This window comes from Ancylobacter vacuolatus (assembly GCF_030813595.1).
GTDB lineage: Bacteria > Pseudomonadota > Alphaproteobacteria > Rhizobiales > Xanthobacteraceae > Ancylobacter > Ancylobacter vacuolatus.
The window spans coordinates 349,436-367,943 of the sequence record NZ_JAUSUH010000004.1; the positions used below are offsets into that span (position 1 = coordinate 349,436).

Genomic DNA, 18,508 nt, shown 5'->3' on the forward strand with positions numbered 1-18,508 from the left:
GGGTCCCTGGGCGGAGGCTTGGGCGGAGGCTCAGCCCGCCAGAATGCCGGCGGCGGTGGGCTCGTCGGTGACGAGGCCGTTAATAATGCCGGAGGTCAGCGCCGCCCGGAGTGCCACGATCTTGGCCTCCCCGGCGGCGATGCCGATGACCGGGCGCTCGCGCGTCGCAATCTCCACCCGCACGCCGGTAAGGCGGGCATTGAGCGCGAGGTCGAGATAGCGCCCCTGCCCGTCATAGATCCAGCCGGCCACCTCGCCAGCCGCGCCGACGCGCTGGATCTCGTGCAGTTCGTCCGCAGTGAGGAAGCCGTCGGTCATCAACGGCGCGTCCTCGCTCATCTGGCCGACGCCGACAAAGGTCACATCCGCCGCCTGCGCCAGCCCGCGCACCTTGCGCACCGCGCCCAGCGACTGGAGCGTGCGGTTCTCCTCGACCGTATCGACCAGCACCGGAACCGGCATCGGGTAATGCGGCGCCCGCACCTTCTCGGCCAGGCGCATGATGACCTCGAAATAGGAGGCGGAGCCGTCCAGCGCGATATTGCCGAGCAGCGAGACGAGGCGGTGCTGCGGCGCCTCCACCGGGCTCAGCGCATCCACCATGCCGCGCAGCGCCCGGCCGGTGCCGAGCGCGATGACGCGCGAGCCGCTCTCCGCCAGCACCCGCTCCATCTCCTCGGCGGCAGCGGGGGCGATGGAGCGCACCGGGTCGCGCGACGGGCCGAGGCCCGGCATCACCCGGCAGCGCACCAGCCCGAAGCGTTCGCGCAGCGCCGCTTCCAGTTCGACGCAACGGGCAAGGTGATGGTTCAGCCGCACATGGATGAGGCCCGCCGCCACCGCCCGGCTGACGAGGCGCTGCGCCCTCTGGCGCGACAGCCCCATCTCGCTGGCGATCTGGTCCTGCGTCAGGCCCCCGACATAATAGAGCCAAGCCGCGCGGGCAGCCTGGTCGTCGATCGAAGCGTCCATGTCGGGGGGCAGGCTCATGTCGGGTCTGCTATGTCGGGCGGGGCGTAAAAGAGTGAGGGCATCGCTGCCCGGATCTCCGAGAAACCGGCGAAGCGCCGGTGCGGACTTACGTCAGCGGGCAGCGGCATGTCCATGCCCGCGAAATGCGCGCCGCCGACGAAATGCCAGACCTCCATGCCGGCGGCCAGTCCGGCGGCGATCCCCGCCGCGCTGTCCTCCACCACCACGCATGCGGCCGGATCGACCCCCATCTGCGCGGCGGCGTACAGGAAAAGGTCCGGCGCCGGCTTGCCGCGCGCCACCTGCGAGGCAGTGAAGGCGCGGCCGGAGAACACCTCCGCCAACCCGACGATCCGCAGTGAGGCGGCCAGGCGCGGCGGGCTGGATGAAGTGGCGAGGCAGAACGGCACGGTGAGCGCCGCCAGTACCTCCACCGCCCCCTCCATGGGGGCAAGACCCGCCTCGAACCCGGCAAGCAACCGGCTGCGGTAGTCATCCTCGAACGAGGCCGGCAGATCCCTGCCGAAACGCGCCTTCACCTCGGTGCGGATGACGTTATGGGCGCGGCCGATGAAATGGCGTGCCACAAAACCCAAGTCGACGGCGACGCCGTGACAGGCAAGCTCGTCGATCAGCGCGCGGGCAGCGAGCATCTCGCTGTCGATCAGCACGCCGTCGCAATCGAAGATGATGAGCCCGGGCCGCATGCGAGCGGTCTAGCTCTCAAGGCGCCCGCCGTCCAGCCGCACCGGCAACGATGCCGCGCCCTCTCCTCACCCGCGCTTTTGCGGCGGCAGCAGCCGGCCGCTCGCCAGCTGCCAGAGGCTGTGGGCGGAAGCGAGGGCGACGACGCCGGTGGCAAGGGCGAGCAGGAACGGCGCCAGCATCGCCAGCACGCCCGTCTCGCCCCGCGCCACCAGAAGCAGGGTCGCGGTCGCCAGCGCGGTCAGGCCGAAGGTGAAGGCCCAATAGGCCGGCGAGAGCGGCTGGCGCAGGATCCAGGGCAGCAGCCGGGCGATCAGCAGCAGCTGGAGCAGCCCATAGCCCAGCAAGGCCCGGGCGAAGATATCAGGCCCGCCCGAGGTCAGGCTGAGATAGGTCACGGCCCCGACCACCGGCGGCGCGAGCTGGATGCCCAGCGTCGGGCGCTGCGCCGGTGGCAAGGCGGAGCCGTGCTGGAAGCGGTTCAGCAGCACCGATTCCATGGCGAGCCAGGAGAAGAGGCCGGCGCCGAACGCCAGTTGCCCCCAGTCCTGGAAGCCGAGCACGCCGCAGGCGGTGCCGGTGACGAAGCTCCCGGCCACCAGCGGCAGGTACATCACCGGCGTCGCCGCTTCCGGGTCGCGCTCGCCGCGCCACATGCCACCGGTGCGCCAGACACCGAAGCCGAGCGTGAACAGGGCGCCGGCCAGCAGAAGCCCCTCGGCGATGGCGCGGGAATAGGGCGCCGCGCCGATGCTGACCAGCAACGTCGCCACGCCAGCCAGCCCGACGAAACCTGATTGTACCGGGTGGTGAAGCTCCTCCAGCGCCGCCGGGCGGGCCAGCAGCCATTTGAGGACATAGAGCAGCAGGACCAACGCCCAGACGAGGGCGCCCGCCGCCATAATCGACTCGCCGAGGACCGCCGGCACGCCCCAGAGCGCATGGGCGGCGCGCCAGCTTCCGCCCAGCCCGCAAAGGCCCAGCACCATGCCGAAGAAGGAGACCGGCACGATCGGCAACCCGCTGTTTTCCCGCACGCGGCACTCCCTATTTACGGCTCGACACTGACAGCTGGACGTTCCGGCGCCTAGGCCCGGCGCTCCGCGAGGGCGCGCGCCGCCCACATGCCCGCCAGCATGGCAGGAATGAAGGCCAGCGTCCCCGGCGCGGCGAGGCCGAGCGCGGTGAAGGCGGGGCCGGGACAGAAGCCGCCCAGCCCCCAGCCTATGCCAAACAGCGCCGGCCCGACGATCAGCCTTGCGTCGATATCGCTGCGGGTCGGCAGCTGGAAGCGCGGCGCCATCAGCGGCGTGTCGCGCCTCAGCACCAGTCGGAAGCCGATGAAGGCGACCACCACCGCGCCGCCCATCACAAAGGCGAGCGAGGGATCGAACGTGCCGGCGAGGTCGAGGAAGTTCAGCACCTTGGCCGGGTTGCTCATGCCGGAGACGATGAGGCCGAGGCCGAACAGCACGCCCAGGCCGAGATTGACGAGGATCGACATCGCCTCAACCTCCGATCACATGACGCACGACATAGACGGTGGCGAAACCTGCCGCCATGAACACCCCGGTCGCCGCAAAAGAGCGCCGCGACAGCCGCGCCAGCCCGCACACGCCATGGCCCGAGGTGCAGCCCGAGCCCCAGACCGAGCCGAAGCCGACCAGCAGGCCGGCCACCACCATCAGCACGAGGTTCGACGACACCGTCTGCACCACCGATGCGCCGGTGACGGCGGCATAGAGCAGGGGCGCGCCGACCAGCCCGGCGATGAACGCCAGCCGGCCGGGAAAGAGCCTGTCTCCATAAGGAGGAAACAGCCGGCTGGCGATGCCGCTGATGCCGGCGATGCGGCCTTCCGCCAGCATCATCAGCACGGCGCTGAGCCCGATCAGGGCGCCGCCGATGAGGGAGGCAAAGGGGGTGAAGTCCGTCATGATCCTATCGCGTGGTTTCGGCCGCGTGCGGCGCGCAGAACAGGGCGTGCATGGTGGCGATGAAGGCTTCAACGCGCGGATCGGCCAGCCGGTAGAACACCTGCTTGCCCTCCTTGCGGCCGACGATCAGCCCCGCTTCGCGCAGCCCGGCGATCTGCTGCGACAGGCCGGGCTGGCGGATGCCGAGCAGATCCTCCAGCTCGCGCACGGAGCGTTCGCCCTGCACCAGCGCGCAGGCCACCATCAGCCGGTCGGGATTGGACAGGGTCTTCAGGAAGGCCGAGGCCTCCCCCACCCGGGACTTCATGTCGGCGATGTCACTGGTGGGCGTGTCGAGCATCGTGTCTTCCCCGGATGGCGTCAGTCCCAGACGGCGCTCTTGAGCAGGTCGAGCGGAATCTTGAGATAGCGCACCCCGTTCGATTCCGGCACTGGGAGCCGGCCTCCATTGGTGTTGATCTGCAAGGACTGCAGGATCAGCTTGGGCATGGCGAGGCTGCGATCGCGCGCCTCGCGGATGGCGACGAAGGCGTCCTCGTTCCGGCAGCGCGCCATGTGGATACTGCTCGCCTTCTGTTCAGCGACAGTGGATTCCCACATCGGCGCGCGTCCGCCCGGCTGGTAGTCATGGCCGGTGAAGAGGCGGGTCTCGTCGGGAAGCGCCAGAATGGCCTGGATCGAATTCCACAGCACCCTGGCGCTGCCGCCGGGGAAATCGGCTCGCGCAGTGCCACTGTCAGGCATGAACAGCGTGTCGTGGACGAAAGCGGCATCGCCGATGACATAGGTGATCGAGGCCAGCGTGTGCCCGGGCGAGAACATTACCCGGGCCTCGATGTCGCCGATCTTGAAGCTGTCGCCGTCTGCGAACAGCCGGTCCCATTGCGAGCCGTCGGCGGGGAAGTCCGGCCAGTTGTAGAAGCCCTTCCAGAGCCTCTGCACGTCCTTCACCCGTTCGCCGATCGCTGTTGGCGCGCCGGTCTTCTCCTTGAGATAGGACGCGGCGGAGAAGTGGTCGGCGTGGGGGTGGGTGTCGAGAATCCACTCGACCGTGTAGCCCCGCTCGCGCACGAAGGCGAGAATGCGGTCGGCATTGAGCGAGGCGGTCTGACCCGACTTCTCGTCGAAATCATAGACCGGGTCGATGATCGCGCACCCCTTCGTCGCCGGGTCGGCGACGACATACTGGATCGACCAGGTGCGCGGATCGAAGAACCCAGTCACTTCGGGCGGGTGCGTCATGGCTTGCTCCTTGACGTCAGCCGGCATCGGCCATCCTCACTTGCGCGCGGCCACCGGGCAGGTGGAAAGGCCGAAGACGGAATAAAGCGGGCAATTGCCCATCAGCGCGGTGAGCAGCGGCACGACGCCGACGAGGCCGATCCAGCGCAGATCGCCTTCCAGCACAAAAATCAGCGAGAGCAGGACGAGGCCGAGGACGATGCGAACGGCCTTGTCGATGGGTCCGACGTTGCGGGTCATGGCGGGTTTCCTGAGCGCGGCAGGTCCGTTCCTGCCACTCTCCATTTACAACGATTGCATTAAATTGCAATCGTTGTATCGCAAGTATAAATGCGTAAGTCACCCCCCGCGCTGCGGCCTCTCTCTTGTCAGCGGGCGGCGGGGGGCTCCAGCAGCGGCTCCAGCCGCTGGTCGGTCAGCGTCTTCAGGAACGCGACCAGCGCGTCGATGCGGCGGTCGTCGAGGGCGGGGCCGCTCTCAAGCTTCTTGAGCGACAACGTGCCGGCAACCTCTGGCGGGGTCCATGGCGCGCCGGTCTCAGGGTTGATCTGCCGCCCCGACGCAGCCGAATTGTACTTGTTGTAGAACAGGATCACCGTCCTCAGATCCTTGAAGACGCCATTGTGCATATAGGGGCCCGTCACCGCGACATTGCGCAGGCTCGGGACCTTGAACTGGCCGTCATGGGCGCGAGCCGACGCCAGCTTGCCCTTGCTGCGCCGCTTCATGTCGGCCCGCGCAGCCAGGCCCCGATCGGCCGGCACGGCGAGCTCCGGGTTGGCCGGCGTGCCGATATTGTGGAAGCGGTAATTTGAGAAGGTCTCGCCCTCCCCGCCATTCGGGGTGAGCTTGTGGCACTGGCCGCAATTGGTGAACTGGTTGGAGAGGAACAGCACCCGGCCCAGCTCCTCCTGCGGGGTGAGAGTGAGGGTGCCGCGCAGAAAGCGGTCGTAGCGGGAATCGAAGGGCGAAACGGCGGGGCTCCGCTCATAGGCCGCCAGTGCTTGCTCCAGCGCGGCGAAGGCGCGGGCGTCATCGTCGAAGACGTCCGGGCCGAAGGCGGCGCGGAAGGCATCGACATAGGCGGGCTTCTCCTTCACCCGGGCGACGACGCTTGCCTTGTCGGGCATCGCCATCTCAACCGGGTTGAGCAGCGGCTGCCCCGCCTGTTCGGCCAGCGTCGCGGCGCGCCCGTCCCAGAACTGGCCGCCGACCGGGTTGCCCTTGGCATCGGTGCCGAAGGCGGGCGCGTAGCCGGCATAGCTGACGCTCGGCGCGTTGCGGACCCCACGCGAGACCCCGTCATCGCCCAGCGACACCGGCCCGCCGCGCGGATCAGCGAAGCCATGGGCGGGATCGTGGCAGGTGGCGCAGGATTGGGTGCGGTGGCGCGAGAGATCGACATCGAAGAACAGTGCCTCCCCCAGCCGCACCCGGGCGGCGGGATCCGGCCCGCGCTCCGGCGCGGCGCGGCCCGTCGCGGCGAGCGGCAGCAGCACAAAAAGGGCTGCCAGCACAGGTTTCATGATCGGCCACCATGCCGGAGGGAATGTCACGCCCGCCGCTTGTCCTGCCAGACGAGGCCCCGCACGATTGGACATTCTGACCTACCGGCCCGCCGGCCTCGCCGTCATCCGTAGGAGTGCTGGGGCGACATGGAAGGGCGCGCCGCTCGTTGGATAGGCGCCCGCGTGGTCGACAATCTGAACCTTGCCATCAGTTCGCCGGCGAATTGGCGCTGTCTGCGCAATGCCCTTGCCTTTCGCAGCCATATTGTTGACAGTTGGCACAATGCGGACAGTGAAGTCCGACCCATGCGAGGAGGCGCCCGATGGACGTTGCAGAAGCCGTTCCCGAACTCGTTCAGACCACCCGGCTGATGGAGGGGTTCACCTTCCAGCGCATCAAGACGCGCGGGGCCGAGATCAATGTCGCCACCGCCGGCGAAGGCCCGCCGCTGCTGCTCATCCATGGCAACCCTCTGACGCTGGTCAGTTGGCACAAGGTCGCCCCCTCGCTCGCCCGCGACTTCACTGTCGTCGCTATCGACATGCGCGGCTATGGCGACAGCTCCAAGCCCGAGGGCGGCGAGGACCATTCCGGCTATTCCTTCCGGGCGCTGGGCGAGGATGCGTTCGAGGTGATGGACGCGCTCGGCCACGAGCACTTCGCCGTCGCCGGCCATGACCGCGGCGCCCGCGTCGGATTCCGCATGTGCCTCGACCGGCCCGAGCGCATCACCCGCTATGCCGCACTCGACATCGTGCCGACGCACCATGTGCTGAACAACATCACGCTCGGCTGGGCGCGCGAGAGCTATCACTGGTTCTTCATGGCGCAGAAGGCGCCGTTTCCGGAGAACCTGCTCGGCGCCGACCTCGACTATTACATGCGTTACAAGCTCAACAAGAAAGGCGTGGGTCTGGAGATCTTTACACCGGAGGCGATGGAAGAATATATACGCTGCGCCACCAAGGAACAGATCCACGCTGTCTGCGAGGATTACCGCGCCACCATCACCGTCGACCTCGACATGGACACGGCGGACTACGGCAAGCGCAAGATCGCCTGCCCGACCCTGGTGATCTGGGGCACCAACAGCCATTGCGGCCGCCACTTCAAGCCGGTGGAAGCCTGGTCGGAATGGGCGGACGATCTTGTCGGCCTGCCGGTGCCCACCGGGCATTACCCGGCCGAGCACCGTCCCGATCTCATCTACGCCGCCTTCCACCGCTTCTTCCGTGGTGAGCCCGTGACATGAGCGTCGCTTCGGTGACGGCGGCGGCAGCGAAGGCCCGCCTGCATGAAGGTGAGGAGATCGCCTTTCTCGATGTGCGCGAGGCGGCAGCGTTCGGCCAGGGGCATCCGCTCTTCGCCGTCCCCTGCCCGTTCAGCCGGCTGGAAGCGGCGGCCCTCGCGCTGGTGCCGCGCGCCGACTGCCCGGTGCTGCTCATCGACGATGGCGACGGCCTCGCCGAGAAGGCGGCGCGGCGGCTGGCGGCCTGCGGCTATACCGAGATCGTCCTCATCGCGGGCGGGCTTCCCGCCTGGGATGCGGCAGGCTTTGGCGTGTTCGCCGGGGTCAATGTGCCGAGCAAGACGCTGGGCGAACTTCTGGAGCACGACCATCACCCCGCGATGATCGACGCCGCCACGCTGGCACGCTGGCAGCGCGAAGGGCGCGCGCATGCCTTCTTCGATGCCCGTCCGCCGGCGGAATACGCCAAGATGCGGATCGAGGGCGCGCGCTGCGTACCCAATGGCGAGCTCGCCCATCGGGTCGGCGCCGCCGTGCCGGACACGGCAACGCCGATCGTCATCACTTGCGCCGGGCGCACGCGCGGCATTGTCGGGGCGCTGACGCTGCGGGCGATCGGCGTGCCCAACCCGGTCTATGCGCTGGAAAACGGTACGCAGGGCTGGGCGCTCGCCGGCCTGCAACTGGATCGTGGCGCGCAGGCCGATCCGCTCCCGGAGCTGGACCCAAGCCAAGCGCAGGCCAGCCGGGACGGCGCGGCGCGCCTCATCGCCGCCGCGCAGCTCTCCACGCTCACGCCTCGCGCGGCGCAAACGCTGCTGCAGGAGGCCGGCCGCACCACCTTTCTGTTCGATCTGCGCAACGAGGCGGAACGGGCGGCGCGGCCGGTGCCGGGCGCCATCCCAGCCCTCGCCGGTCAGCTGATCCAGGCGACGGACCAGTATGTCGGCGTCCGCCATGGCCGGCTGATCCTGATCGACGACACCGGGCTTCGAGCCGCGCTGGCGGCGCTGTTCCTGCGCGCGCTCGGCTTCGAGCCCCATGTGCTGGCGCTTGATAACGCCGAGGAAATCGACATCCCCGCCGTTCCCACGCCCGCGCTCAAGGCCCCCGCGCCGCCTCCCGCGATTGACGCCCGCGCGGCCTGGAGCCTCGCCCAGAGCGGCGTGCCGGTGTTGGATCTGCGCGCTTCCAGCGACTGGGAGTCCTGGCGGCTTGACGGGGCGCGCTGGGTGCTGCGCGGCGACCTGCCCGGCGCGCTCGCGAAGGGCACGCGGCGGGCGATCCTGCTTGGTGACGCAACTGCCGTCGCTGCTGCTACCTGCGAACTGCAGGCTGCCGGCATCGCAAGCTGCTGGCTGCAGCCTGACCTCGATTCCTGCGCGCAGGCGGGATGGCCGGTCGATCGCGTGCGCCGGCGCATGGGCCGCGAGGCGGCGCGCGACCGGGTCTGGTTCGTCCATGACCGCCATGACGGCAATGCGGAAGCTTCCCGGCAATATCTCGCCTGGGAGATGGGCCTGATCGACCAGCTGGACGAGTCCGAGCGCGCCGCCTTCGGCTGGGTCCCCATCGCCCCGGCCTGACGGCCGCACGGGCGCCTCGCTCCGCCCTCAGCCCCTTCCGCCAGCGGTGGAAGGGGTTTTTCTTTGGTCGACATCAGGCGGGGCATCGCGCAACAAAAAGGGCGGGTTCACACCCGCCCTTTTCCAAATCTGCCGATCGAGGAAAACGCTCAGCCCTTGCTCGGCGTCGTGTGCGCGGCGCGGGTCTCTTCCTGAATCTGCCGCAGCGCCAGCGCCTCGGCCGCCTCCGCCCGGTTCTGCTTGCGCTTGCCCCAGGCCGTCATTCCCAGCGAGATGAACATCACCGCGAAGATCGCCATGGCGCCGGGCCGCTCCAGCACATAGAGCGGGTTGCCGCCGGAGAGCTGGTAGGAGCGCAGGAACTCGGTCTCCAGCATGCGCCCGAGCAGGATGCCGACCACCACCGCCGAGACCGGGTACTGGTAGCGGTTGAGGGCATAGCCGAGCAGGGCGAACACGAACAGCGTGATCGGTCCGGCCGCCTCGCCCGTCACCGCGAAGGTGCCGAGCGTGGCGATGACGAGGATCGCCGGCAGCACGTAGCGGGTCCGCACCTTCATGATGTTGGAGGCGACATAGATGAAGCCGATGCCCACCGCCAGCAGCACGATGGCCTGGACGATGTTGTTGAGGATGATGGCGTAGACCATCGGCTTCTGCGTTTCGATGAAGCTCGGGCCGGGCACAATGTTGTGCATCATGAAGGCCGCGATCAGGATCGCGGTGGCGCCGCCGCCGGGAATGCCGAGCGCCAGCATGGTGGCCATGGAGCCGCCCTCGCCGCTCGCCACCGCCGATTCCGCCGCGATCACGCCCTTGGGGTTGCCCTTGCCGAAGGTGGCGCTGTCCTTGGCGGTGCGCTTGGTCTCGGCATAGGCGATAAGGTTGCCGATGGAGGAGCCGACGCCCGGCACCGCGCCGATGATGATGCCGATGATCGAGCCGCGCAGCAGAACGCCGGGGTATTTCAGCGTGCCCCAGCAGCCCTTGAGGATCTTGCGCAGGCTGACCTCGCGCGAGCCTTCGGCCTCGATGATGTAGTCGCGGCTGGCCAGGCTGAGCAGCTGGCTCGCCGCCAGCAGGCCGATCATCGCCGGGATCGGCGCGATGCCGTCGAGCAGCACCGGCAGGCCCAGCGTCCCACGGGTGAAGCCGGCGGTGTTCATGCCCACCGTGCCGAGCAGGATGCCCAGCGCAGCCGCCAGCAGGCCACGGCTGATATAGGTGGAGCCGAGCGAGCCCAGCAGCATCATGCCCCAGATCGCCACCGCGAACATTTCCACCGGCCCGATCCGCAGCACGATGTCGGCCAGCGGCTCGATGACCAGCAGCAGCAGCACATAGCCGGCGATGCCGCACAGGGTGGAAGCGAACAGCGCATAGCCGAGCGCCTCGTTATGCTCGCCCTTCTGCGACATGGCGTAGCCGTCGAAGGTGGTCGCGAAGGAGGAGGGCGAGCCCGGTATGTTCATCAGGATCGCCGGCACCGATCCGCCGAACCCCGCCCCGGTATAGACCGAGGTGAGGAACACGATGGCCGAGAAGAAATCCATGTAGAGCGACATCGGCAGCACGATCGCCATCGCCATGGTGATCGAAATGCCGGGAATGGCGCTGAAGACGAGGCCGACGATCAGGCCGGGGACAATCCATCCCCAAGACCCGACCGACGAGAACATGATGCCCAGTGCCTCATTGAAGGCGGAAACGTCGATCATCGGGCGCGCCTCACAGCAGGGTCGTGTGCATGGGATAGGAGATCAGGGCGCGGAAGCCGTAGATCGTGACCAGTGTCACGGCGAGCGAGAAGAACAGCAGATGCAGCGGTCGCCGCTCGCCGCAGATGGCCATGGCCGCGGCGGCGAACAGGAAGATGGCGATGTCGAAGCCGATGACGTCGAGCAGGAACACCATCAGCCCGAGCGACACCCCGAGCGCCGCCATGCGCATCACGTCCGCGCGGTCCGTGGACAGGCTCACGGCGAACGGGTCGTTTTCGGATGAGGGCTTGGCCGCCTCGCGCGCCTCCACCTTGTGGAAGCATTGCGGCACGATGAACAGGTACATCGCCAGCGCGAAGATCGCCACCGGCTGCACCAGAAGCAGATTGTTCACGCTCAGCGAAACACTGCGGGCATCGAGAAGATACCAGAAGACGAGCGCCGCGATGAACGTGATGAGCGCGAGATGGCCATAGTCGATGGCATAGCTGTGCCGACCGATGCGCATCTTCATCTCCATACGTCAGAGGAGGGAGAATGAAGGCGGGCGCGCCGCGCCGGCGGCCCGCCTTCCATTGATGCGGCCTACTTCAGCAGGTCGACGTATTTCGCCATCTTGGCGGCGTTGTCGAGATAGGCCTTGTTGGAGGCATCCGGCCCGTACCAGGTGGTGGCCAGTTCCTGCAGCTTCAGCGCCTCGATCGCCTTCGGGTTCTTGCTCGCCTTCTCGACCGCCGCGACGATGATCTTGAAGATCTCCGGCTGCTCGTTCTTCAGCTTGGTGGAAACCGCCCAGCCGCGCTGCGAGCCTTCGACGAAATCGGTCTTCAGGGTAGCGCCGATCAGCGGCGCGTCGGGATACCAGTCCACCTTCTCGGCGGCGAAGATGGCCAGCGGGCGGACCTTCGACTTCAGCGGCAGAAAGCCTTCGCCGCCGACGAAGCCGACATCGACCTGGGCGCCGGCGGTGGCGTTGCGGGCCGGGCCGCCGCCATCATAGGTGACGATGCGCAGCTTGCTGGCATCGATTCCGGCGGCCTGGAAGGCCAGCACCATGTTGGCATAGTCGGCCGAAGCCGGCTGCACGCCGATGCTGAGGCTGGTCGGGTCCTTCTTCAGCTTGTCGATCACCTCGGCGAAGGTCTTCACCGGCCCGCCGGACGAGGTCGCCGCCAGCGTGTAGTCACGCGACGGCAGGTTGATCATCGAGAAATCCTCGATCTTGTAGGGCGCGTTCTGCAGCAGCACGGTCAGCGGGATATAGGGCGCCGCCGAGGTGCACAGGATGGAATAGCCGTCGGCCGGCTGGTTCAGCGCGTAGGAATTGCCGAGCTGGGTGCCGGCGCCGGGCTTGTTGACGATGACAAGGGGCTGGCCGAGCTCCTGCTCCAGATAGGGTATGAAGGCACGGGAGAGACGATCATTGTAACCGCCGGTGGCGAAGGGCACGATCACGTTGATCGGACGCGAGGGATAGGTCGCGGCGCGCAGGATGGACGGCATGGCGACCATGCCGGAGGCGACGGCAACGCCGCCTGCCGAAATCTTGAAGACGTCTCTGCGTGTGAAATGGGTCATGTTTTCCTCCCGCCGTTCCATCTGGGTCCTTCGGCCGGCGGCCATGAAGCGGCCGGCCCGTGTGGATTAGGCACGGCAAGACTGTCCCGCTGTCCGTCAACTGTCAACACATTTGCAAACGGGTTTGCCACCCGGGATCACCCGTATTGACGGCAGGCAAGGACCACGCTGCGCTGCCATAAGGGCTTACTTGACTTGAGAGTCGTTTAAACACGGCGCGCCGCCCCCAACCACCCCTCTTTCGACCGCTTGTGGGAGGGCATGACGGGCTTCATCAATCTGTTGACAGTTTTCATTCCAGCTGTCTCTATCGCCCATGCCCTGCCGGCGGGAAACCTGCCCGCTGCGAGACAGGCGCCAACAAACCGCCGCGCCTTTGCGAAAAGTTGCGGCACATTGGGGAGGCCGTCATGTCCGAACGCCCGCGCCACCGCCGGATGCCGGCCTCCCGCCTTATCCCGAATGTCGTGGCGGAAAAGCAGGCGCGTGCCGGGCGGGCGAACGGGTGATGGCGGCGCGTCCCGCACCGCCGGATCCGGCGGGCGAAGGGGAGGAATCACCCGTCTCCTCGCCGAGCCCCGCGCCGAAACCATCCTGGCCCGCCGCCGGGCTGCGCCTCGTCGGCACCTATGCCGTTGCAACCGCCGCCGGCTACGTGGCCTCGTTGATCCATGTCCCCCTGCCCTGGATGCTCGGCCCGCTCTTCGTCTGCGGCCTGCTCAATGTCTCGGGCGTGCCGCTGCGGGCCGGGCCGCATCTGCGCGAGATCGGGCAGGTCATTGTCGGCCTCGCCATCGGCATGCGCTTCACCCCGCATCTGCTTCTGGTATCGCTGGAGCTTCTGCCGGCCATGCTGGTGGCGACGCTCTATATCATCATCGCCACCTTCATCGGCGCGCTGATCATGCGTCCGCTGGCGCGTATCGACCCCACCACCGCCTTCTTCGCCACCGCTGCCGGCGGCATGGCCGACATGGCGGTGGTGGCAGCGGCGCGCGGGGGCGACACCAATGCCGTCTCCATCGTCCACGCGCTGCGGGTAACGACGGTGGTGAGCCTCGTGCCGTTCATGGTGTTCGCCTTCGGCGAGGCCGGAAACGTCAACACGGTCGATCCCGCCGCCTCGCATGATCTGCTGCTGCTCGCGCTCGGCCTCGTCATCGCCTATCTCGGCGCGCAGGCGCTGCGCCCGACGGTCATCCCCAATCCCTGGCTGCTCGGCTCGCTGCTGCCGAGCGCGGCGCTCGGCGCCTCCGGCCTCATGAATGTCGCGGTGCCGGGCATCCTCATCATCGCCGCGCAGGTGATGATCGGCGTCTGGCTCAGCATGCGTTTCCGCCGCGACCTGTTCGTGCGCCTGCCGCGCGTCGCCGCGTCCGGCCTGCTGATCGGCGTGCTGCTGATCGCCGCCGCCGCTATCGGGGCGGAGGTGCTCTCGCTCGCCACTGGCCTGCCGCTCACCACCAGCTTCCTCGCCCTCGCCCCGGCGGCGATCACTGAAATGGTGCTCACCGCCAAGGCGATGCACGCCGATGCCGAGCTGGTCACCGCCTTCCACATCGTCCGCATCGCGGTGATCTCGTCGACCATCCTGATCGTCTTCCGCGTCTACCGCTTCGTGCTGAGGAGCCATTATGAATCTGGGGTTTGACGGCCGCCGCGCCGTCATCGTCGGCGGCAGCTACGGCATTGGCGAGGCCACCGCCGCCATTCTGCTGCGCGAGGGCGCGCAGGTGATCATCGCCTCGCGCAGCCGGGACAATCTGGAGGCCGCCCGCGCCCGTCTCGCGCAGTCCACAGGGCGCGCGCCTGACGTGTTCGTTGCCGACGTGGTGAAGGACGCTTCCTCGGCGTCCGCGCTGATGGACGAGGTGCACAGAAGCTGGGGCGCGCTCGACATTCTCGTCAGCGCCGTCGGCGGCAGCGTGCGGGCGGATTTCGACACGCTGAGCGATGCCGACTGGCTCGCCAGCTACGAGTTCAACGTGCTCTCTACCGTGCGTACCATCCGGGCCGGCCTGCCCCTGCTCACGGCAGGCGACGCCCCCGCCATCGTCACCCTGGGCGCGGCGGCGGCCAAGATGCCCTATGCCCACCAGATCATGACCAATGTCCACAAGGCCGGCCTGCTCGGCCTGGTGAAGACGCTGGCGCTGGAACTCGGCGAGAAGGGCATCCGCATCAACTCGGTCGGCCCCGGGCGCACCAAGACCGCGCTCTGGATCAACCGCGCCACCAAAATGGCGGCCGAACGCGGCGTGCCGGTGGACGACATTTACACGGAATTCTCGGAAGAAATCCCGCTGAAGCGCTTCGCCGAGCCGGCCGAGATCGCGGTCATGGTTGCCTGGCTCGCCAGCCCGCTCGCCAGCTACGTCACCGGCCAATCCATCAATGTCGACGGCGGCATCGCGCGCGGCCTCGTTTAAAGGAGAACAGAATGTCCCATCAAGACGTCACCCGCCAGCTCGCCGCCTGGATCGTCGGCTGCAGGCTCGCCGACATTCCCGCCTCAGTACAGACGGAGGGCGTGCGCACCTTCTTCAACTGGATGGGCTGCGCCGTCGGCGGCGCCCGCCACGAGACGGTGGACCGGGCGCTGGCCGGCATCTCGCCCTTTGCCGGCAAGCCGCAGGCGACCATCATCGGGCGCGGAGAGCGGCTGGACGTGCCGAACGCGGCGCTGATCAACGGCATCTCCTCGCATGTGCTCGACTATGACGACACTCATCTGAAGACCATCATCCACCCCGCCGGCCCGGTCGCTTCCGCTTTGCTGGCGGCGGCCGAGTATCAGCCGATGTCCGGCGCCGACTTCCTCAACGCGCTGATCGTGGGCGTCGAGGTGGAATGCCGGATCGGCAACAGCGTCTACCCCGCCCATTATGATCGCGGCTGGCACATCACCGGCACCACAGGGGTGTTCGGTGCTGCCGCCGCCGTCGGCCATATGCTGAAGCTGGACGAGACCCAGATGACCTGGGCGCTCGGCATCGCCGCGACGCAGGCCTCGGGGCTGCGCGAAATGTTCGGCACCATGTGCAAGAGCCTGCACCCCGGCGCCGCCGCCCGCAACGGCGGGCTGGCCGCCTTCCTCGCCAAGGCCGGCTTCGACAGCTCGCTGCAGGCGATCGAGGCGCCGCGCGGCTTCGCCAACGTGCTCTCCACCAAGCAGGATTATAACGAGATCCTCGGCGGGCTCGGCCAGACCTGGGAAGCCGGGCTCAATTCCTACAAGCCCTTCGCCTGCGGCATTGTCATCCACCCCACCATCGATGGCTGCCAGCAGCTGCGCGAGGAGCTGGGCGACGCGGTGAACAGCATCGCCGCCGTGCGCCTGCGCACCCATCCGCTGGTGCTGGAACTCACCGGCAAGCGCACGCCGAAGACCGGGCTGGAAACCAAGTTCAGCGTGTTCCACGCCGCCGCCTGTGCGCTGCTGCGCGGCGATGGCTCGCCCACAGCCTTCACCGACGAAGCCGCCAACGCGCCCGAGATCATCGCCCTGCGCGACAAGGTGGACGCCACCTCAGACACCTCGATCCATGAGGCATCCGTGGTGATCGAGGTGCGGTTCGACGACGGGCGGGTGATCGAGAAGACGATCGAGCGCGCCATTGGCAGCCATGACAAGCCGCTGAGCAACGCCCATCTCGAGCGCAAATTCGCCCATCAGTCGGGACTGGTTGTCGGCGAGGAGGTGACGCAGGCGCTGATGGCGCTGTGCTGGCGCCTGCCGGAGCTGGCTGACGCCGGCGAGATCGCCCGCGCCTCGGTGCCGGCCGGACTGCGCGACGCGGCGGAGTGAGGGAGACGACATGACCGCCCATCCCCCTCTGCGCATCGGCGTCCTCAATGGCGACGATATCGGCCATGAGATCGTGCCCGCCGCCCATGCCATCGCGGCTGCGGCGGCGCAGGCCTGCGGGCTCGCCATCGACTGGCGCCCGATGCCGCTCGGCCGCAAGGCGCTGGACGAGCTCGGCCACACCATGCCGCCGGGCACGCTGGAGACGCTCGGCACGCTCGACGGCTTCATCCTCGGCCCGATCGGCCATCAGGCCTATCCGAAGGTGCCGGAGGCGATCAATCCGCACCCGATCCTGCGCAAGAGCTTCGACCTGTTCGCCAATGTGCGCCCCACCCGCTCCTATCCCGGGCTGGGCTGCCTCTATGACGACATCGACCTCGTGATCGTGCGCGAGAACAATGAGGGCTTCCAGCCCGACCGCAACGTGGTGGCCGGCTGCGGCGAGTTCCGCCCGACCCATGACACCACCATCTCGGTGCGCGTCATCACCCGCGAGGGCAGCCGCAAGGTCGCCCGCGCCGCCTTCGAGATCGCCCGCGCCCGCAAGAAGCGGCTCACCGTCGTGCACAAGAACACGGTGTTCAAGCTCGGCTGCGGCATGTTCGTGGAGGAGTGCTACGAGGCCGGCAAGGAATTTCCCGATGTCGCCATCGAGGAAGTCATCGTCGACACCTTCGCGATGAAGCTGGTGCGCGAGCCGCAGCGCTTCGACACGGTCGTGACTACCAACATGTTCGGCGACATTCTCACCGACGAGGCGGCCGGGCTGGTCGGCGGGCTCGGCATGGCGCCGGGCCTGTGCATCGGGCGCGGCGACATCGCCATGGCGCAGGCCACCCACGGCTCGGCGCCCGACATTGCCGGCAAGGGGCTGGCCAATCCCTATGCGATGATCGAATCCACCCGGATGCTGATCGAGTGGCTCGGCCGCCGGCGCGGCATTCCGGCCGCCGCCGAGGCCAGCGCGCTGATGAAGGCGGGCATCGACGCCGCGTTGGCCAACCCCGCCACCCGCACCCCCGACATTCGCGGCACCGGCACCCAGGCCGACATGACCAACGCCATTCTTTCCTACATGGAGACCCACGCTCATGCGCCGGCATAAAATCGCGCTCATTCCCGGAGACGGCATCGGCTCCGACGTCATCAATGCCGGCCGCGAGGTGCTGGATGCGCTCGCCGCCAGCGATGGCAGCTTCGGCTTCGATTTCGAGAGCTTCGACTGGGGCTCCGACCGCTACCGCCGCGTCGGCACGATGATGCCGGAAGACGGCGTCGACACGCTGCGCGGCTTCGACGCCATCTATTTCGGTGCCGTCGGCGACCCCAAGATCCCGGATCACATCACCCTGTGGGAACTGCGCCTCGCCATCTGCCAGGGGCTCGACCAGTACGCCAATGTCCGGCCCTCGCGCCTGCTGCCGAACATCATCGGCCCGCTGCGGCCAGAACTGGGCCGCGAGATCGACTGGGTGATCGTGCGCGAGAACAGCGAGGGCGAATATGCCGGCGCGGGCGGTCGGGCGCATCGCGGCCTGCCGATCGAGGTCGGCATCGACGTTTCGGTGTTCACCCGCACCGGTATCGAGCGCGTCTGCCGCTTCGCCTGCGAGCTCGCCATGTCGCGCCCGCGCAAGAAACTCACCATCGTCACCAAGTCGAACGCCCAGCGCCACGGCATGGTGCTGTGGGACGAGGTGTGCAAGGGCGTGATCAAGGACTTCCCCGAGCTGGATGTCGACTGGATGCTGGTCGACGCCATGACCATGCGCCTCGTGCTGCGGCCGGGCACAGTCGACACGGTGCTCGCCACCAATCTGCATGCCGATGTGCTTTCCGACCTCGCCTCGGCGCTGAGCGGCAGCCTCGGCATCGGCGCCACCGCGAACCTCGCGCCGGACCGTTCTACCCCCTCGATGTTCGAGCCGATCCATGGCTCCGGCTTCGACCTGATCGGCAAGGGCATCGCCAACCCGATCGGCGCCTTCTGGAGCGCGGTGATGATGCTGGAACATCTGGGCGAGACCGCCGCCGCCACGCGGCTGATGGCGGCCATTGAGCAAGTGACGGCCGAGGGCACCGCCCTGACCCCGGATCTCGGCGGAACGGCCGGCACAAGCGACATAACGGCGGCTGTGATCGCCCTTCTTCAACGTCAAAGTGTCGCAGAAGCCGACACAACCCGCCGCATCGCGTAG

General features: G+C 67.9%; 19 protein-coding genes. 7 read left to right on the forward strand and 12 right to left on the reverse strand.

Going from position 1 to position 18,508, the window contains the following annotated elements:
- Positions 1-30 precede the first annotated feature (30 nt).
- The 9 genes from J2S76_RS12215 to J2S76_RS12255 form a co-directional block, all read right to left on the reverse strand.
- Positions 31-990 (reverse strand): sugar-binding transcriptional regulator, encoded by a 960-nt coding sequence (locus J2S76_RS12215; protein WP_307060717.1) that lies wholly within the window; start codon positions 988-990, stop codon positions 31-33.
- Complete coding sequence (locus J2S76_RS12220; protein WP_307060718.1) at positions 987-1,679, reverse strand: HAD family hydrolase; 693 nt, start codon at positions 1,677-1,679, stop codon at positions 987-989. The genes J2S76_RS12215 and J2S76_RS12220 overlap by 4 nt, the downstream gene beginning before the upstream one ends.
- 66 nt (positions 1,680-1,745) lie before the next feature.
- Complete coding sequence (gene tehA / locus J2S76_RS12225) at positions 1,746-2,696, reverse strand: dicarboxylate transporter/tellurite-resistance protein TehA (protein WP_307060774.1); 951 nt, start codon at positions 2,694-2,696, stop codon at positions 1,746-1,748.
- A 68-nt stretch (positions 2,697-2,764) separates the two neighbouring features.
- On the reverse strand, positions 2,765-3,181 hold the full coding sequence (locus J2S76_RS12230; protein WP_307060719.1) for a DUF6691 family protein: 417 nt from the start codon (positions 3,179-3,181) through the stop codon (positions 2,765-2,767).
- A gap of 4 nt (positions 3,182-3,185) precedes the next feature.
- Positions 3,186-3,614: a YeeE/YedE family protein gene (locus tag J2S76_RS12235; protein ID WP_307060720.1), complete on the reverse strand. Its 429-nt coding sequence runs from the start codon at positions 3,612-3,614 to the stop codon at positions 3,186-3,188.
- 4 nt (positions 3,615-3,618) lie between these two features.
- The gene (locus J2S76_RS12240; RefSeq protein ID WP_307060721.1) at positions 3,619-3,954 is read right to left on the reverse strand and encodes an ArsR/SmtB family transcription factor; all 336 of its coding nucleotides are present in this window, start codon (positions 3,952-3,954) and stop codon (positions 3,619-3,621) included.
- 20 nt (positions 3,955-3,974) lie between these two features.
- Entirely contained in the window at positions 3,975-4,856 is an 882-nt protein-coding gene (locus tag J2S76_RS12245) for an MBL fold metallo-hydrolase (RefSeq protein WP_307060722.1), read from the reverse strand.
- Positions 4,857-4,892: 36 nt separating this feature from the next.
- Positions 4,893-5,096 (reverse strand): YgaP family membrane protein, encoded by a 204-nt coding sequence (locus tag J2S76_RS12250; protein WP_307060723.1) that lies wholly within the window; start codon positions 5,094-5,096, stop codon positions 4,893-4,895.
- Between the two features lie 128 nt (positions 5,097-5,224).
- Positions 5,225-6,382 (reverse strand): cytochrome-c peroxidase, encoded by a 1,158-nt coding sequence (locus tag J2S76_RS12255; RefSeq protein WP_307060724.1) that lies wholly within the window; start codon positions 6,380-6,382, stop codon positions 5,225-5,227.
- A gap of 305 nt (positions 6,383-6,687) precedes the next feature.
- Here J2S76_RS12255 and J2S76_RS12260 point away from each other — a divergent pair, with 305 nt between their 5' ends.
- A complete protein-coding gene (locus J2S76_RS12260) occupies positions 6,688-7,617 on the forward strand; it encodes an alpha/beta fold hydrolase (RefSeq protein WP_307060725.1) in 930 nt (309 codons plus the stop codon).
- Complete coding sequence (locus tag J2S76_RS12265) at positions 7,614-9,200, forward strand: rhodanese-like domain-containing protein (protein WP_307060726.1); 1,587 nt, start codon at positions 7,614-7,616, stop codon at positions 9,198-9,200. Before J2S76_RS12260 ends, J2S76_RS12265 begins: the two co-directional genes overlap by 4 nt.
- A gap of 149 nt (positions 9,201-9,349) precedes the next feature.
- On the opposite strand, the gene J2S76_RS12270 is transcribed toward J2S76_RS12265, so the two are convergent.
- The 3 genes from J2S76_RS12270 to J2S76_RS12280 all read right to left on the reverse strand — a co-directional run bounded on the left by J2S76_RS12270 (position 9,350) and on the right by J2S76_RS12280 (position 12,499).
- Positions 9,350-10,918 carry a tripartite tricarboxylate transporter permease gene (locus tag J2S76_RS12270; RefSeq protein WP_307060727.1) on the reverse strand — a complete coding sequence of 523 codons (1,569 nt, stop codon included), beginning with the start codon at positions 10,916-10,918 and terminating at the stop codon, positions 9,350-9,352.
- 10 nt (positions 10,919-10,928) lie between these two features.
- Positions 10,929-11,429 (reverse strand): tripartite tricarboxylate transporter TctB family protein, encoded by a 501-nt coding sequence (locus J2S76_RS12275; RefSeq protein WP_307060728.1) that lies wholly within the window; start codon positions 11,427-11,429, stop codon positions 10,929-10,931.
- A gap of 77 nt (positions 11,430-11,506) precedes the next feature.
- The gene (locus J2S76_RS12280; RefSeq protein ID WP_307060729.1) at positions 11,507-12,499 is read right to left on the reverse strand and encodes a tripartite tricarboxylate transporter substrate binding protein; all 993 of its coding nucleotides are present in this window, start codon (positions 12,497-12,499) and stop codon (positions 11,507-11,509) included.
- 508 nt (positions 12,500-13,007) lie between these two features.
- Here J2S76_RS12280 and J2S76_RS12285 point away from each other — a divergent pair.
- Genes J2S76_RS12285 through J2S76_RS12305 form a run of 5 tightly spaced genes read left to right on the forward strand, consistent with a single transcriptional unit; the run spans position 13,008 to position 18,508 of the window.
- On the forward strand, positions 13,008-14,150 hold the full coding sequence (locus J2S76_RS12285) for an AbrB family transcriptional regulator (protein ID WP_307060730.1): 1,143 nt from the start codon (positions 13,008-13,010) through the stop codon (positions 14,148-14,150).
- Positions 14,134-14,928 (forward strand): SDR family oxidoreductase, encoded by a 795-nt coding sequence (locus J2S76_RS12290; protein ID WP_307060731.1) that lies wholly within the window; start codon positions 14,134-14,136, stop codon positions 14,926-14,928. The genes J2S76_RS12285 and J2S76_RS12290 overlap by 17 nt, the downstream gene beginning before the upstream one ends.
- Positions 14,929-14,939: 11 nt before the next feature.
- Positions 14,940-16,307: an MmgE/PrpD family protein gene (locus J2S76_RS12295; protein WP_307060732.1), complete on the forward strand. Its 1,368-nt coding sequence runs from the start codon at positions 14,940-14,942 to the stop codon at positions 16,305-16,307.
- A gap of 10 nt (positions 16,308-16,317) precedes the next feature.
- Positions 16,318-17,415 carry an isocitrate/isopropylmalate dehydrogenase family protein gene (locus tag J2S76_RS12300; RefSeq protein WP_307060733.1) on the forward strand — a complete coding sequence of 366 codons (1,098 nt, stop codon included), beginning with the start codon at positions 16,318-16,320 and terminating at the stop codon, positions 17,413-17,415.
- Positions 17,402-18,508: a tartrate dehydrogenase gene (locus J2S76_RS12305; protein WP_307060734.1), complete on the forward strand. Its 1,107-nt coding sequence runs from the start codon at positions 17,402-17,404 to the stop codon at positions 18,506-18,508. Before J2S76_RS12300 ends, J2S76_RS12305 begins: the two co-directional genes overlap by 14 nt.

What these genes read in the sequence shown, in the direction of transcription:
- J2S76_RS12230 (WP_307060719.1), bottom strand. Translation starts at nt 3,181, where the DNA reads ATGTCGATCCTCGTCAATCTCGGCCTGGGCGTGCTGTTCGGCCTCGGC.
- J2S76_RS12295 (WP_307060732.1), top strand. Translation starts at nt 14,940, where the DNA reads ATGTCCCATCAAGACGTCACCCGCCAGCTCGCCGCCTGGATCGTCGGC.
- J2S76_RS12245 (WP_307060722.1), bottom strand. Translation starts at nt 4,856, where the DNA reads ATGACGCACCCGCCCGAAGTGACTGGGTTCTTCGATCCGCGCACCTGG.
- J2S76_RS12305 (WP_307060734.1), top strand. Translation starts at nt 17,402, where the DNA reads ATGCGCCGGCATAAAATCGCGCTCATTCCCGGAGACGGCATCGGCTCC.
- J2S76_RS12240 (WP_307060721.1), bottom strand. Translation starts at nt 3,954, where the DNA reads ATGCTCGACACGCCCACCAGTGACATCGCCGACATGAAGTCCCGGGTG.
- J2S76_RS12220 (WP_307060718.1), bottom strand. Translation starts at nt 1,679, where the DNA reads ATGCGGCCCGGGCTCATCATCTTCGATTGCGACGGCGTGCTGATCGAC.
- J2S76_RS12260 (WP_307060725.1), top strand. Translation starts at nt 6,688, where the DNA reads ATGGACGTTGCAGAAGCCGTTCCCGAACTCGTTCAGACCACCCGGCTG.
- J2S76_RS12290 (WP_307060731.1), top strand. Translation starts at nt 14,134, where the DNA reads ATGAATCTGGGGTTTGACGGCCGCCGCGCCGTCATCGTCGGCGGCAGC.
- J2S76_RS12235 (WP_307060720.1), bottom strand. Translation starts at nt 3,614, where the DNA reads ATGACGGACTTCACCCCCTTTGCCTCCCTCATCGGCGGCGCCCTGATC.
- J2S76_RS12280 (WP_307060729.1), bottom strand. Translation starts at nt 12,499, where the DNA reads ATGACCCATTTCACACGCAGAGACGTCTTCAAGATTTCGGCAGGCGGC.
- J2S76_RS12215 (WP_307060717.1), bottom strand. Translation starts at nt 990, where the DNA reads ATGAGCCTGCCCCCCGACATGGACGCTTCGATCGACGACCAGGCTGCC.
- J2S76_RS12255 (WP_307060724.1), bottom strand. Translation starts at nt 6,382, where the DNA reads ATGAAACCTGTGCTGGCAGCCCTTTTTGTGCTGCTGCCGCTCGCCGCG.
- J2S76_RS12300 (WP_307060733.1), top strand. Translation starts at nt 16,318, where the DNA reads ATGACCGCCCATCCCCCTCTGCGCATCGGCGTCCTCAATGGCGACGAT.
- J2S76_RS12285 (WP_307060730.1), top strand. Translation starts at nt 13,008, where the DNA reads ATGGCGGCGCGTCCCGCACCGCCGGATCCGGCGGGCGAAGGGGAGGAA.
- J2S76_RS12250 (WP_307060723.1), bottom strand. Translation starts at nt 5,096, where the DNA reads ATGACCCGCAACGTCGGACCCATCGACAAGGCCGTTCGCATCGTCCTC.
- J2S76_RS12275 (WP_307060728.1), bottom strand. Translation starts at nt 11,429, where the DNA reads ATGCGCATCGGTCGGCACAGCTATGCCATCGACTATGGCCATCTCGCG.
- J2S76_RS12270 (WP_307060727.1), bottom strand. Translation starts at nt 10,918, where the DNA reads ATGATCGACGTTTCCGCCTTCAATGAGGCACTGGGCATCATGTTCTCG.
- J2S76_RS12265 (WP_307060726.1), top strand. Translation starts at nt 7,614, where the DNA reads ATGAGCGTCGCTTCGGTGACGGCGGCGGCAGCGAAGGCCCGCCTGCAT.